Annotated in this window: 12 protein-coding genes; 7 read left to right on the top strand and 5 right to left on the bottom strand. The window is 53.8% G+C overall.

Translation table 11 applies throughout. The features are described 5' to 3' along the window. Positions 1-175: 175 nt before the first annotated feature. The 3 genes from putA (at position 176) to P8T57_RS01955 (ending at position 5,269) form a co-directional block, all read left to right on the top strand. Positions 176-3,985: a bifunctional proline dehydrogenase/L-glutamate gamma-semialdehyde dehydrogenase PutA gene (gene putA, locus P8T57_RS01965; protein ID WP_341364435.1), complete on the top strand. Its 3,810-nt coding sequence runs from the start codon at positions 176-178 to the stop codon at positions 3,983-3,985. A gap of 264 nt (positions 3,986-4,249) precedes the next feature. Next, positions 4,250-4,879 carry a BON domain-containing protein gene (locus P8T57_RS01960; protein WP_085644458.1) on the top strand — a complete coding sequence of 210 codons (630 nt, stop codon included), beginning with the start codon at positions 4,250-4,252 and terminating at the stop codon, positions 4,877-4,879. Positions 4,880-5,035: 156 nt separating this feature from the next. Continuing rightward, positions 5,036-5,269: a (2Fe-2S)-binding protein gene (locus tag P8T57_RS01955; protein WP_037988009.1), complete on the top strand. Its 234-nt coding sequence runs from the start codon at positions 5,036-5,038 to the stop codon at positions 5,267-5,269. 109 nt (positions 5,270-5,378) lie between these two features. On the opposite strand, the gene P8T57_RS01950 is transcribed toward P8T57_RS01955, so the two are convergent. Beyond that, on the bottom strand, positions 5,379-6,425 hold the full coding sequence (locus tag P8T57_RS01950) for a Glu/Leu/Phe/Val dehydrogenase dimerization domain-containing protein (RefSeq protein WP_063095705.1): 1,047 nt from the start codon (positions 6,423-6,425) through the stop codon (positions 5,379-5,381). 575 nt (positions 6,426-7,000) lie between these two features. Here P8T57_RS01950 and P8T57_RS01945 point away from each other — a divergent pair. After that, positions 7,001-7,234 carry a hypothetical protein gene (locus tag P8T57_RS01945; RefSeq protein ID WP_007090314.1) on the top strand — a complete coding sequence of 78 codons (234 nt, stop codon included), beginning with the start codon at positions 7,001-7,003 and terminating at the stop codon, positions 7,232-7,234. A gap of 89 nt (positions 7,235-7,323) precedes the next feature. Here the strand turns inward: P8T57_RS01945 and P8T57_RS01940 are convergent, their stop codons facing one another. The 4 genes from P8T57_RS01940 to P8T57_RS01925 form a co-directional block, all read right to left on the bottom strand. Beyond that, positions 7,324-7,917: a 2-hydroxychromene-2-carboxylate isomerase gene (locus tag P8T57_RS01940; protein WP_341364434.1), complete on the bottom strand. Its 594-nt coding sequence runs from the start codon at positions 7,915-7,917 to the stop codon at positions 7,324-7,326. A 140-nt stretch (positions 7,918-8,057) separates the two neighbouring features. Further along, on the bottom strand, positions 8,058-9,248 hold the full coding sequence (locus P8T57_RS01935) for a hypothetical protein (protein ID WP_341364433.1): 1,191 nt from the start codon (positions 9,246-9,248) through the stop codon (positions 8,058-8,060). After that, positions 9,245-10,378 carry an NAD(P)/FAD-dependent oxidoreductase gene (locus tag P8T57_RS01930; protein ID WP_341364432.1) on the bottom strand — a complete coding sequence of 378 codons (1,134 nt, stop codon included), beginning with the start codon at positions 10,376-10,378 and terminating at the stop codon, positions 9,245-9,247. The genes P8T57_RS01935 and P8T57_RS01930 overlap by 4 nt, the downstream gene beginning before the upstream one ends. A gap of 21 nt (positions 10,379-10,399) precedes the next feature. Then, positions 10,400-11,434 (bottom strand): hypothetical protein, encoded by a 1,035-nt coding sequence (locus P8T57_RS01925; protein ID WP_341364431.1) that lies wholly within the window; start codon positions 11,432-11,434, stop codon positions 10,400-10,402. Positions 11,435-11,643: 209 nt separating this feature from the next. Between P8T57_RS01925 and P8T57_RS01920 the strand changes: the two genes are divergently transcribed. The 3 genes from P8T57_RS01920 (at position 11,644) to P8T57_RS01910 (ending at position 14,166) form a co-directional block, all read left to right on the top strand. Further along, positions 11,644-12,543, top strand: a complete 900-nt coding sequence (locus P8T57_RS01920) for a division plane positioning ATPase MipZ (RefSeq protein ID WP_007090309.1) — start codon at positions 11,644-11,646, stop codon at positions 12,541-12,543. A 52-nt stretch (positions 12,544-12,595) separates the two neighbouring features. Further along, positions 12,596-13,357, top strand: coding sequence for a VWA domain-containing protein (locus tag P8T57_RS01915; protein ID WP_247643627.1), 762 nt, complete (start codon positions 12,596-12,598; stop codon positions 13,355-13,357). 98 nt (positions 13,358-13,455) lie between these two features. Next, complete coding sequence (locus P8T57_RS01910) at positions 13,456-14,166, top strand: DnaJ domain-containing protein (protein ID WP_063095887.1); 711 nt, start codon at positions 13,456-13,458, stop codon at positions 14,164-14,166. Positions 14,167-14,243 lie beyond the last annotated feature (77 nt).

Here is a 14,243-nt window from a genome sequence, read left to right as displayed (position 1 = left end):
TAACCAGTTATAATGACTGCACTAAAAGTTTTTCTGTGGATGATATATCGTATTTTTAGCGAAAATGGCAGCACATTTTTTGAGTGCATATATATTGTCTGTGGCCACATGAGGAGAAAACTCTGCGTTCCCATAAGGAACCGGAGGATCGCATTTGCAGGGAGAAGCCATCGCCATGTTTCGCATTGATATGCCCCAGGCTAACGAAATCCGCGCCAAAATTCGCGAAACCTATCGCACTGACGAAGAAGCCGTTGTCGAGCGCATGATCAATGCCGCCCGACTGGCACCCGAGCAGTCAGCCCGTGTTCAGGATCGCGCCTATCAGTTGGTCGCCCGTGTCCGCAAAGCCGACAATGGCAAAAGCGGCATCGATGCACTGCTTCATGAATATGAGCTATCCAGCAAGGAAGGCGTCATCCTGATGTGCCTTGCAGAGGCACTTTTGCGCGTTCCCGATGCGGTCACCGCTGATAAACTTATTCAGGACAAGCTGTTTGACGCCAACTGGCAAAGCCATCTGGGCCATTCCGACAGCTTCTTTGTCAATGCATCGACCTGGGGACTGATGCTGACGGGGAAGGTGATCAAGTTCGGCAAGGCGGAAAAGGCCGATCCGGGCGCATTGCTTAAGCGCATGATCGCACGTTCGGGTGAACCGGTCATCCGTAAGGCATTCAACCATGCCATGCGCATTATGGGGCGTCAGTTCGTTATGGGCCGCACAATCGCAGAGGCCGCCGAACGGGCAAAAGCAAACGAAGAAAAAGGCTATCGTTATTCCTATGACATGCTGGGCGAGGCCGCCCGCACCATGGAAGATGCTGATCGCTATTTCAAATCCTATGTTGATGCGATCAACGATATTGGCAAGGTCGCCAATAACCGTGGCCCGATCAACAGCCCGGGTATCTCCGTAAAACTTTCCGCGATCCATCCGCGTTACGATTTCGCAAATTATGACCGTGTCATGAATGAACTTGTGCCGCGCCTCAAACAGCTTGCGCTACTGGCCAAGAAATATGACATCGGTTTCACCGTCGATGCCGAGGAAGCCAATCGCCTGGACCTGTCACTTGATGTGATCGCGGCGGTCTTTGCCGACCCTGATCTTGATGGCTGGGAAGGCTATGGTTTGGCGGTGCAGGCCTATCAAAAACGGGCGTATCACGTGCTTGAATGGCTTGCCGACCTGTCGGTCAAGGTTGGCCGCAAAATGATGGTGCGCCTTGTCAAAGGGGCCTATTGGGATACCGAGGTCAAAAACAGTCAGGAAAATGGATTCGAAGGTTATCCGGTCTTTACCCGCAAGGCGGCAACCGATGTTTCCTATCTGGCGTGCGCGCGTTTCATGCTGTCGCGTCGTGATGCATTTTATTGCCAGTTCGCCAGCCACAATGCCCACACGGTGGCATCGGTTCTGGAAATGGCCGGCAATGACCGGACATTTGAATTCCAGCGGCTGCATGGCATGGGCGAAGCCCTTTACGAACAGATCGTCGATAGAAACGGTGAAAACGTGCCGTGCCGTGTTTATGCACCGGTTGGCACCCACGAGGATTTGCTGGCGTACCTTGTTCGTCGTTTGCTTGAAAACGGTGCCAATACCAGCTTTGTAAACCGCATTCAGGACGAGCAACTCCCGATTGAGGAAATGATTGCCGACCCGGTGGAAAAGATGGCCGCCCTGCCACGCAAGGCCCATCCGAAAATTCCGGCACCGATTGATCTTTATGGTGTGGGGCGCGTCAATTCCAAGGGCATTGATCTGACCGATACGACCAAGCTTCTGCCGCTGGCGGAAAAGCTGGCCTCGATTCAGGGTAAAATCTGGCATGCTGCGCCGCTGATTGATGGCAAGCTTGTCTCGGGCGAGGCTATTGATGTCCTCAATCCGTCAAACCGGAACGAAAAAGTCGGCGAACTGGTTCAAGCCGGTGAAGCCGATGTCGAGGCCGCGATTGTTGCCGCCGCCAAAGGTTATGAAATCTGGAACAAGACCGCGGCGACTGAGCGTGCCGCGTGCCTGCGCCGTCTTGGTGATCTTCTTGAAGACAACATGGACGAATTCATCGCGCTCTGTCAGCGCGAAGCAGGAAAGCTCTATTCCGACGGTGTTGCCGAAGTACGCGAAGCTGTCGATTTCTGCCGTTATTATGCCAACCGGGCAGAAGAAAGCTTCCGCGAGGGCAGCATCCTTGAAGGGCGCGGCATTTTCGTCTGCATCAGTCCGTGGAACTTCCCGCTTGCGATTTTCCTAGGCCAGGTCAGTGCTGCACTTGCCGCCGGGAATGCCGTGATTGCCAAACCGGCCGAACAGACGTCGCTTGTCGCGGCTAAGGCCGCCGAACTTATTCTTGCTGCGGGCGTGCCGGCGGCGGCATTCACGCTGTTGCCGGGGCCGGGCCGGGTGATTGGCAACATCCTGATCAATGACCCGCGTATTGCGGGGGTGGCATTTACCGGTTCGACTGAAACGGCGCAGGTCATAAATCAGGCGCTGGCAAAGCGCCCGGGTGTTCCGTTGCCTTTGATCGCCGAAACCGGTGGCCAGAATGCGATGATTGTCGATTCAACCGCATTGCCGGAACAGGTTGTTCAGGATGCGATCATTTCCGGATTCCAGTCCGCCGGGCAGCGTTGCTCGGCCCTGCGCGTCCTGTTCGTTCAGGAAGACATCGCCGATAAACTTTGCCACATGCTGGTCGGGGCGATGAAGGAACTGCGCGTTGGTGACCCGAAATTCCTTGATATCGACGTCGGACCGGTGATTGACGAAAAATCGCGCAAAACCCTTGTCGCGCATGCCGAACACATGACCAAGGAAGCCAAGCTGCTGCATGCCTGTGACATCTTGCCCGAATGCAAGGACGGCACGTTCTTTGCCCCTCATTGCTTCGAAATTCCGTCGCTTGATGTTCTTGAACGTGAGGTGTTTGGCCCGGTTGTTCACGTTGTTCGCTACAAGGCGCGCGATCTGGACAAGGTTCTCGATCAGATCAATGCGTCCGGTTATGGCCTGACCATGGGCATCCATTCGCGTATCGACAGCACCGTGCGCCAGATTTCGCAAAAGCTGCGTGTTGGCAACTGCTATGTGAACCGCAACATGATTGGGGCTGTTGTTGGCGTGCAGCCGTTCGGCGGTCAGGGTAAATCTGGTACCGGCCCGAAAGCAGGCGGTCCGCACTATGTTGAACGCTTTGCCAAGCCGGTGACTGAAGCCGGTCAAAAGGCCGCTGGTAGTGCCGCAATTGCCGATGACCGCTCGCCTATCGTGATTAAGGCATCGCTGGCAGACGAGGAATACCGCTTCCTGCAGGCAGCACAGGTCAAATGGCAGGCGACGGATGGCAATGAACGTGTTCGTCTTCTGGAAAATTTCGCGGCCAAACTGGCAGCCGCCCCGGTCAGCGAATTGTCGGAAAATGCCGAACTGATCGCGAATTTTGCCGCAATTTCGGAAAACGGCTTTGTTGCGCCGACCCGGATGCCCGGGCCGACCGGTGAAACCAACGACCTTTATATGCTGGGACGTGGTGTCTATCTGGTTCAGGCCGAAAAGGATGCCGAGCCATCCCGGATTATCCGTCATATCGCCGCAGCCCTTGCTGCGGGCAATGCGGTAATTGTGGCAGGCGATCAGAAATGGCTTGGTGATCTTCCGGTATTTGCGCTCGAAGCAGGCCTCCCGATAAAGCTTATCGGCGTTGTGTCATCTAAGGTCGGCGTTGCCGTGATGTATGATGGCGATGTCGCCGGTGTGTCCTGCGTTGCGCCGCTTGATCGTGTAACGGCGTTCAAGCAGCTTCTGGCAAAACGTGACGGGGCGATCCTGTCGCTGATTTCCGATAGCGGTGCTGACGATGACGGTGCGTTGCCTGACGAAACATTCCTGCATCGTTTTGCGACCGAAAAAACCATTACCATCAATACGACGGCGGCGGGCGGCAACGCATCACTGATGTCGATGGAAGAAAACTGATCTTACGGATCTCTATATCCGTCACCAGAGACCGGGGTATATCGCCCCGGTCTTTTTCTTTGGGGGGCGATATTGTGCCTTTGTGTTGCGACGAAACATGCCTGGGCAATTGTGCGCGGGCTTTTTTTCGTCATAATCGCCTGCCACAAGATGTGCCGGAACCACGGGCAGTTCAGGGCGTTAAAGCTTTATTGCGATCTGCTGTATTAGTGGTTCGAAAGAATTTGGATATGTCGATCCATCGGCATGAGAAGGAGCTCAAAGATGATCACGATTTCCCGAGGCTGGCGCAACGCGATGAAGGCTGTTTCGGTATGTGCCTTGCTGGCGACGCCGCTTGCGGCCTGTGGGCCGTTACAGATGCCGCTGGAAGACCGGACCGGGAATGACCAGTGGCTTGATACCCAGATCAAGTCAGGCATCCTTGGCGAGTTCTCTAAGGTCGACCATACCTACCTTATCGACGTGAATGTCGATATCTGGAAACAGCAGGTGATGGTCACCGGCATGGTCGATTCCAAAGGCAAATATTTTGATGTGATGTCGCTGGTCAAACAGGACAGCCGCATCAAGACTGTCTATGACCATCTTGAAGTCGCAGATGCGGCAACCATCGAGGCCTATCACAAGGCAGAAGACGAATATGGCAAAAATGCCGTGCCGGCGGATTCGGCGACACAGACAGGGTCAGACGTTTGGATCGAAAGCCAGATCAAGGCATTGTTATTGGCCGAAAAAGGTGTCAGTTCGGTGAACTACCGTTGGCAGTCCGTGAACAATATCGTCTACATCATGGGTGATGCCCAAAGCAGCGAAGAGCTCGACAAAGTGCTGTCAATCGTTCGTCGTATCAAGGGTGTCAAGCGCGTCGTCAGCCATATCGCAACTGTCTGATCACCTTGTGATTAAAAGATTTTCTCGCGATCCCCTGCAAATCTGCCGGTTTGCGGGGGATCTTTTTTATCTGCGTGTTGCAAAAGTGTTTGAAAACTATTCGCATGTGGATTACAGGTAGGTTGCTGTCATTAATAACTGATTGCAATTACGCCGATGTATGTTTGCATTTGTAACGCCATAAAAGAACGCGATGTTCGTCGTGCCGCCGAGGAAGGTGGTGCAACGCGCCCTGCGGACGTATTCCGTTTTCATGGCTGTGCCCCGCAATGCGGGAAATGCGCCTGCCACATGCGTGCGGAATTGCTTCAGGCGAAAACATGCGGCAATTGCGATTGCGATGATGCGGCCGCTGTCACCGCAAATGTGGCTCCGATTGCCGCCGAATAAGCTCCAATATAGATCGGGAAATTTTGATGAAGCCTCCGCAAGCGGGGGCTTTGTTGTTTTCAGACCCGGAAACCTGCCTGCGTTCCGGGAATGCAGGCAGGTTTGAAAATCAGCGCTTCCCGAACCGTTCCTCGGCCAGGCGGTCTGCAACAAAACCGGTCGACAGGTTTTGGCGGTCTGCACGTTCAAAGATTTCGCGCACGGTGGCGGCGATGCCTTCGATATGCTTGTTGGTTTCGCTCACCGGCCTGCCTTCGCGGCAATAATAGACTTCGACAACGCCACCCGCATTGATCACATAATCCGGCGCATAAAGAATGCCCGCCTCGCGCAGCATTTCGCCGTGTCGGTCGGCTTCAAGCTGGTTGTTGGCGGCACCGGCAATGATGCGGGCGCGGATTTTATCGATGCTTCGGTCGTTAACGACACCCCCCAACGCGCAGGGGGCCAGAATATCGGCATCAATGAACAGGATTTCGTCGGTTGAAACCGCAGTAGCGCCGAATTCTTCGACCGCCCGGTTAACGCTGTTGGCATTCAGGTCCGACACAACCAGTCGTGCACCCGCCGAATGCAGCATGCGACACAGGTGATAGCCGACATTGCCAAGCCCCTGAACGGCAACGCGTAACCCCGCAAGATCGTCATGACCGTTTTTAAAGCGAACCGCTTCTTTCAGACCGATAAAAACGCCGTAGGCGGTGAAGGGGGACGGATCGCCGGTCCGTGCTGGATCTTTGCCGTCATTAATACCACCGACATGCTTGGTCTGGCTGGCGATCTGTTCCATGTCAGCCGGGCTGGTGCCAACATCTTCGGCCACGATGTAGCGACCGCCAACCCTTTCAACAGCCCGACCTACTGCGCGAAACAGCTCGGGCGTTTTCTGACTGCGCGGATCACCGATAATAACCGATTTGCCGCCACCAAGCGGCAGATTTGCAAGCGCTGATTTATAGGTCATGCCACGGGACAGTCGCAGCACATCGTGAATGGCTTCCTGTTCCGACGCATAAGGCCACATACGGCATCCGCCCAGCGACGGGCCAAGATTGGTATTGTGCACGGCAATAATGGCCTTGAGGCCGGTGTCGGGATCACTGGCGAAAACAACCTGTTCATGGCCGTCAAATGCGGTGTCGGAAAAAACGTTCATCCTGGTGTCGCCTCCTGGCGCAAGCTCGTTATTCTGCAAGGGGCGGTCCCTTGATTATTCCTTTATGTTTGATGCTTCGGGCTTTTGATCAATTTCAAAATCACCTTTGGGTTAAAAAAGACCGTTTCGGTAAAACGCGCGACAAAAGATGGAATTTTGTGATCGTGAGGAGGGTGCTTTGAAATAATCTTTCGCGTACTGAAATGCGTATTTTGCGATTTATGGTTATCTTGGCATTTGTCGTTGCGCGTCGCGATCCCATTTTTGTTGTTCAAACGGCGCTTGGAAGGTCGAAATCCAGACATAAGGGTAAACTGAAAGAGACAAGTTGCGCTGCGATAGGAATTCGTGCTGCACCGCAGAATTACGCCATTTTGGACCCAGCCATGCAAAACCGTCACACTTCAATCCGGATCAATTCATTTAAATATGGAATCCAGCCGGATGATTTACGGCTCGTTAAGCCACTTGTTCCACACTCGTGGTTGGGCGTTTCATTTTTATGAAATTCCCGGTTCAGGACACAGGCGGCGTCGGGCGGGCGCCGCAGGCAAAAGTAAGGAGACCGGGTGGACATGTCTGCTTTCACAGACCCACGCCAAACCGTTTATCAGGTTGAACTGCACAACCAGGCCGTTCGTGAATGCGTCAAAGAGAATCGTTCCCACGAGGTTTTTGATGATCGCTGGGCCGATGTGCAGACCCACGAAGTTGCTGCCAAGGACGAATACAAGGCACTTGCCATGATCGAAAACACCTATCCGTCTTGCGACGGTTTTGTTGTCGATCACGTCAAACGCCGTGACTAACCGGCACAACGGGATTTCCGGCCAGCGGCCAAAACAACAAGGGCGGGTTTCAACCCGCCCTTGTTGTTTTCTGTAATGATCGGAATGTCTTACTTCTCAAGTGCGCGATCAAGAAAATCGAGCCGGTCCTGTCCCCAGAACATTTCGCCATTGGCAAAATATGTCGGAACGCCAAAGATATTGTCTGCTTTTGCAGCTTCGCTGTTGGCATCATAAATTTTGGCAATCGCCGGATAATCGGCATGTTCGATGTATTCGCCCGACAATCCGTTCGTCACAAGCGCCTCGCGGACGACTTGTGGCTCGGCAATATTGCGATCTCGAAGCCAGACATCCCCCATCAGCGTATGGATCAGTCCGGTCGGGTCCTTGCCTTCGTCCTGAACCGCGATAATGGTGCGCGCGGCCAGTGTTTCGTCCACCGGAAACGCGGCAGGGTTCAGATTGACCGGAATGTTCAAAAAGTCTGCCCAGCGCTTCATTTCGACCATGCGATATTCCTGGCGCGGTTTGGGGCGTTGCGCCAAGGGAACACCGCCGCCATGTTGCCAGACATCCGCTGCCCGGCATGGCTTATGGATGATCGGTGTATCATGTTTGCGTGCGATTTCGACAACGCGGTTAAACCCGAAGAACGACCAGGGGGACTGAACAAAGAAATAATGGATGATGGGCGTAGACATTCAAAACCTCCGGGGGCTGCCTGTCAGCGGCATATTGTTTTGGAATGATGCAAGATTGCCCGATCTGCTCTGTCACCGTCAAATGGTCTGACGGCATATCCCGGATTTGTGATGAATTCGCAGGTGGCCATGATCAGGATCTAGTAATCCAGCCACCAGCTATATTCATTCAGCCCGCCCAGCACCACACCATCAAACCCAAGCTTCATGATACCGCCCAGATAGCTGTTTTCGCTGCCGAACATAATATTCTGCCATGCCTGTGACCAGTAATAGACATGGTGTTCCTGCCCCCAGCGCGCGTCAAGGTTGCCTTCGCCGATGAATTCCGGGCTGCCCGCACGCCAGTTATTCTGCCAGTAGTAGCGATATGTTTCAGCCGTTCCGATATTCAGATAGGCAAGGATGGTGCGCGGCGTGCCGACTTTTTTATAACGCAGACGCTTCATGTCGTCATAGGTCAGCGGGATTGTGCCGCGATGGAACGGATCAATGATCAGGACATCGTAATTGGTATCGATCATTGCGTCGATAAATGCGTCCTTGGTTCCATAAGGTGAGCTGTCGAGCACGATCGCGTAATTTTTGGCTTCGCGAATATTATCGATGATATGCGGGTTCGCACCAATTGGTGTGCGCGGTACTTTCGCCAATGTCGAAAGCTGCTTATCGGGCGGCGGAGCCGCGTAATAAAGTGCGTTAAGGTCCCGCAACTTCTGGCGTGCGGCCTGCTGTGCATCGCTTTTATCGGTGTAGTCCAGCGCGAAATATTCAAGCCCGGATGATTTCATACGATCCAGATAGCCAAGGATATATTTGGTTTCCTCGCTATCTGTGGGCTCGCCATATTTGTCGAAACCGTAAAACGGGGCTTCGATCATGATACCGTCAAGCGCACGCAGATAATTGCGTGCAGGCTCTGCCGTCCCGCGCGATGCAAACAGCGTGGTTTCAAGATATTCCGTCAGTTCCAGACCATTAAGGGCAATGATCGAAAAATCGCTGCGATAGGATTTCGCCCACCGGCTAAGCTGAATGACGAAATTTCGCATTTCATCGGCAAACTTAACATCCGGCTTTTCCGTTCCGGTTGCCTCGCTTCGTTTGCTCGGTGAACTAAGACTGTTGGGGGGCGGAACGAAAGGCTCCAACTGCTGGGCGTTTACCGGAGCAGTCAACGTGACAGGCGCGCAAAGGCTGCCAACTACCAAACCAAAGGCGACAAGGCTGCGTTTCCAGCGAAATCTGCTTTGCGGATTGCTGGTTAATTTGCCCGAAACTTTTCCCCGGCTCAAATCGCGTACTTTTTGCCAGTTTGCTTCTGCCATCATGACGCTGCCTTTGCCTGCGGTCGTGAAAGGACATTTTCGACATGGTCCGCTATTGCAAGGCATGCCGTCAATCCCGGTGATTCAATGCCATAGAGTATCACCAGACCATCAATGCCATGGGCTTCGCGATCCGAAATCAGAAAGTCGCGGGCGGCTTCGCCCGGTGCCTGAATTTTTGGTCGGACGCCAGCATAACCGGTTTGAAGGGCATTTTCGTCCAGTGCCGGATAGTATTTGCGAATGGCAGCTGCAAATCCCGCACGTTTTTCTTCGGGCACGTCATAGTTCGGTTCTTCAACCCAGGTCACATCCGGGCCAAAACGCGCCTGTCCCCCCAGGTCAAGGGTCAGATGAATGCCAAGCCCCGCCTGTTCGGGGGCCGGATAAATCAGGGTGGAGAAGGGGGCCTTGCCCGAAAGCGTGAAATAGCATCCGCGTGCATAATGCTGTGGCGGAATGCTCTGTTCTGGCAGGCCGGTAAAATTATGCGCCAATGTCTGACTATGCAGGCCCCCGGCGATCAGAAGCTCGGCACAGGTCAGGCTCATTTCCTGACCGTCGCGGTCACGCGTTTCGATGGCAAAAAAGCCGTTTTCAAATTTCGCGGCCACAACATCGGTATTAAGTGCCAAAGTTGCCCCGTTTGCCTCTGCCTCGCCCAATAGGGTCACCATCAGCTGATGGGAATCAACAATGCCGGTTGACGGGCTTTCAAGTGCTGCCACGCAATTCAGGGCCGGTTCGCGCGCAATCGCGTCATGTCCGTCAAGCCAGACAAGGTCATGGACCCCATTTTCATGTGCCCGTTTTTCAATGTCGCGCAGGGCGGGGATCTGATCGTCGTGGGTTGCGACAATCAGTTTGCCGGTTCGTTTATGATCAATGCCGTTTTCTGCGCAATAGCGATACAGCATATCGCGTCCTGCCACGCAGAATCTGGCCTTCAGACTGTTTTTCGGATAGTAAATGCCGGCATGGATGACTTCGCTATTGCGTGCGCTGGTCTCGGTTCCGATTGCATCGTGACGTTCGATAATCAGAACTTCCCGACCGGCTTTGGCCAGGGCGCGTGCGCAGGCAAGGCCGACAACGCCGGCGCCGATAATGACGGTTTGAATATCGGTGGTCATGTTGAAAAAATTGTCCGGGGCTTAAGAGTTGATCTGACGGAAATAAACGGCCTGTCCCTGATTATCCTGACCTTCGCCGGTCACACTGCCGGGGTCTTCGCTTGTGTAATGGCCACGTGCAGATGCCCCGTCGTCACAGAACACGTACCAGCTGCCAAACGGCAATGTGTTGCTTTGATAAGCGCCGCCATCATGCCGCCATATGCCTTCACAATGGCGAAGGTCACTATCGATAATCATCGTGCCTTCGCCGGAGGGCTGATCAAATTTCAGCATTCCCTGTCCGCGTGATCCTTGCCAGTTGGTGCTGATCGGTAATCCTTCGGACGGTGTGTCTGTCGTATTGCTATCTGGAAGTGCCGCTGGTGACTGTGTTTCGACAATTTCCGGGGTTGCTTGCGTTGACGGGATCACGACACCGTCGGGAAGCTGCACGTCAAACCGCGTAAAGAAATTAGCCCCGAACAGCTGGGCATCAACCACATCAAGCTGTTTAGGTGGGGCTGTGAAATCTGTCATGGTCTGGCGCGCGACCGGGTCACAATAATAACCAAGCAGGCGACTGCCACGCACCGTTGGTTTATCCGGGTTCCATTGACCGACAAACGACACGCATTGTGAACCGGCGCGAATGAAGGGGGTCATTGCAATCGGCCCGTATCGGGTATCTTGCATGAAATTCATGCCATTGGTGGCACTTCGTCCGCGCAATCCGTCAAACATCTCCAAAAGCTGTTCGGACGACATTTCATTGTTAAAGGCAAAGCCCGGGGCGGAAGTCGAAAAAACGCTTTCAACAAACAAATCATCGCTTGCGCCTTTGATACTGCCTTCCGCCGCAGGCGACAGCCAGCGACCAACAAAAACGGTACTGTTTTCGCGATATTGGCGCAGAAAGACCGTTGTAAGCGGTATATCGGATTTAAGTGAAAGCGGGCTCTGATCCGCTGGAATCTGCTCAAACCCGCCAACATCCTGCGCGTTCGCAGACGACATTCCGGTCATCATCAAAGTGCCGGCAATTACGCCACCCCAAAGGGCCCCCCGATTGGTCACTTTGCGTCCTTCCTTCATGTTATTGCTGGTGAAATCATTTTTCCCTACTCCTATCTTTACCTGTACGGTGATAGATTGGCTAGGGGCCAGTAGACAACTTGCCTTCAATGAAATTCTTTGTTCTTGATTTTTACGGGCAAAGACGCTCATTGGAAGCAGGGTTTCGGCCCTGGGGACAGAAAATTGCCTGAATAACGGAGCAAACTTCAATGACGGTGCACGAGACCAGCGCAACCGGGGAAAGCGCAGGCCAACAGATCGCTACCGCCAAGCAGCCAGGCGCGAAGCGCGCCCATGTGATCGTGATTGGCAACGAAAAAGGTGGATCCGGAAAGTCGACAACGGCGATGCATTTGATCGTATCGTTGATGAAAATGGGATTTTCCGTTGGTTCGCTCGATATTGACGCCCGTCAGGGGACACTGACCCGATATGTTGAAAACCGGATTTCATTTAACGAACAGAAAAAGCTGAAACTGCCTGTTCCGGATCATCGTCCGATTTACCGCAGCGAGCTTGATGATGGCAATGCCGCCAAGCTTGACGAGCGGGAGCGTTTCACCAATGCACTTGGCGAACTGGTGATGGGCTGCAATTTTGTGGTGATGGATTGCCCGGGCAGTGACAATTACCTGTCGCGTCTTGCGCATTCCTGCGCCGATACGCTGGTAACCCCGATTAATGACAGCTATATCGATCTTGATATGCTCGCCCGGATCGATCCGGACACCCTTGATATCAAAGGACCAAGTATCTATGCCGAAATGGTCTGGGATGCACGTAAACGCCGTGCAGCGGTAGATGGCGGTACCATTGACTGGATCGTCATGCGTAATCGTCTGTCACATCTTGATGCACGCAATAAACGTGATATCGCCGAAATCGTCGACAAGCTGGCAGCGCGTATCCGGTTCCGTGTGGCGCCCGGCTTTGGCGAACGCGTGATCTACCGGGAATTGTTCCTGAAAGGTCTGACCCTGCTTGACCTTCGCGAGAAGGGGGTGGGAATCCCGCTTAGCATGTCGCATATGGCAGCCCGCCAGGAAGTTCGTGCGTTGCTTGAAATAATCGGCTTCACACCGGCAGATGGCGAAGAGTTGCCGATCTGATATAAGCGCCCCTATATCAGGGTGATAGTGCCCTGAAAAATGGTTGGTGCCCGTGCCCGGAAACAAATCGACACCCGAAACACAAGCCAAACAGCAAAGCCGTGTTGCGTCTGATGTCTCAAACCATACAGACGTGACCGCCTTTGTGAAGCAGGCGCGCACTTTGGCTGCTGTTGCACCGGCTTCTGGTCCTGCGCAGGGGCGTCTGATCTTTGCGATGGATGCAACGGCCAGCCGTCAGCCAAGCTGGGACAGTGCCGCAGTTCTGCAGGCTGAAATGTTTGATGCCGTCGCAGGCATTGGCAGCACACTGGATATTCAGCTTGTTTTCTTCCGCGGGATTTCGGAATGCAAGGCCAGTGCCTGGTATCGGGATGCGGCAAGGTTGCGTGACTCCATGACAAAAGTCACCTGTCGTGCGGGGCATACACAGCTTGCCCGGGTGCTTGGTCATGTTGAAAGTCAGGCGAAGGATAAAAAGATCAACGCCTTGATTTATGTCGGGGATTGTCTCGAGGAAGATATCGATAATCTTGCCGGGCTGGCGGGGCAACTGGCGTTAAAGGGGATCAAGGCATTCATGTTTCAGGAAGGATATGACGTGAAAGCCGAGACAGCCTTCCGCGAAATTGCCCGGATCACCGGTGGTGCTTTTGCCCGTTTTGATGCCAGTGCAGCAGACCGTTTACGCGATTTGCTTGGCGCGGTTGCAAGTTATGCGGTTGGCGGGATCAACGCGCTCGAGGAATACGGCCACAAAACATCATCGCAGGATGTCAAATTGCTGGGCTCCCAACTGCGGAAACCCCGATAATGCAATGGTTCTTGTTGGGGATAGGGCTTTTCGTTGCTGCCGGATTTATCATCAGATGGTTATCGTCAGCCGAGCCAAAGCACGTCAGAAAGATCGGTATGTGGGTCGTCGTTCTGTCGCTGGGCGTGCTGGCAGCGTGGTTGCTTCTGACCGGAAAGCTTGCGGCCATGGTTGCCGCCCTTGTTGCTGCCATACCCTTCCTCTCTAGAATCCTCAAAATTGGCTTATTGTGGCCATTATTGCGCAGGATGTTCGGTTTTGCCCGCTCTGGCGGCGGCAGGCCTTCCGGGCGTGCGTCTGCCGGTTCAGGACGGGTATCGGAGATAAAAACGGATTATCTGCACATGTATCTTGATCACGACAGCGGTCAACTGGCTGGCACAATCGTGCGCGGCTCGATGATTGGGCGGGATCTGGATACGCTCGGGGTTGACGAGATGCGCGTGCTTTATGTTGAATGTTGCGGCGCACAAGATCAAAGCCAGACTGTTCTGGAAACCTATCTGGAACGCCGACCGGATTGTTCAGGATGGCAGAACTGGCAGGCGTCCCGGGATGAAAATGATAATGGAAACGGCCGTGCCGGAAACGATTACGAGCAAGCTGACAGTGGATTTCGCAGCGGAGAGATGAATGCAGGTGAGGCCCGAAGAATCCTTGGTGTTTCCGAACAGGCGACGCGCGAGGAGATTAATCGGGCCTATCAGGTCCTGATCAAGGCAGTTCACCCGGATCATGGCGGATCAGATTATCTTGCATCCAAAATCAATGCGGCCCGGAGCCTCCTGTTACAGCTTTTTAAAGATTGAACTGAATAAACAGCGCACTCGCTTGATCCGCGTTCTTGAAATGTGGCAGAAGCATAAGATTGGCCGAATGCGAATGA

This window comes from Thalassospira sp. SN3W (assembly GCF_038070535.1).
Taxonomy (GTDB): Bacteria; Pseudomonadota; Alphaproteobacteria; order Rhodospirillales; family Thalassospiraceae; genus Thalassospira; species Thalassospira xiamenensis.
Note: the sequence above shows the minus strand (reverse complement) of the source record. Positions and strands in the feature narration are given on the sequence as shown.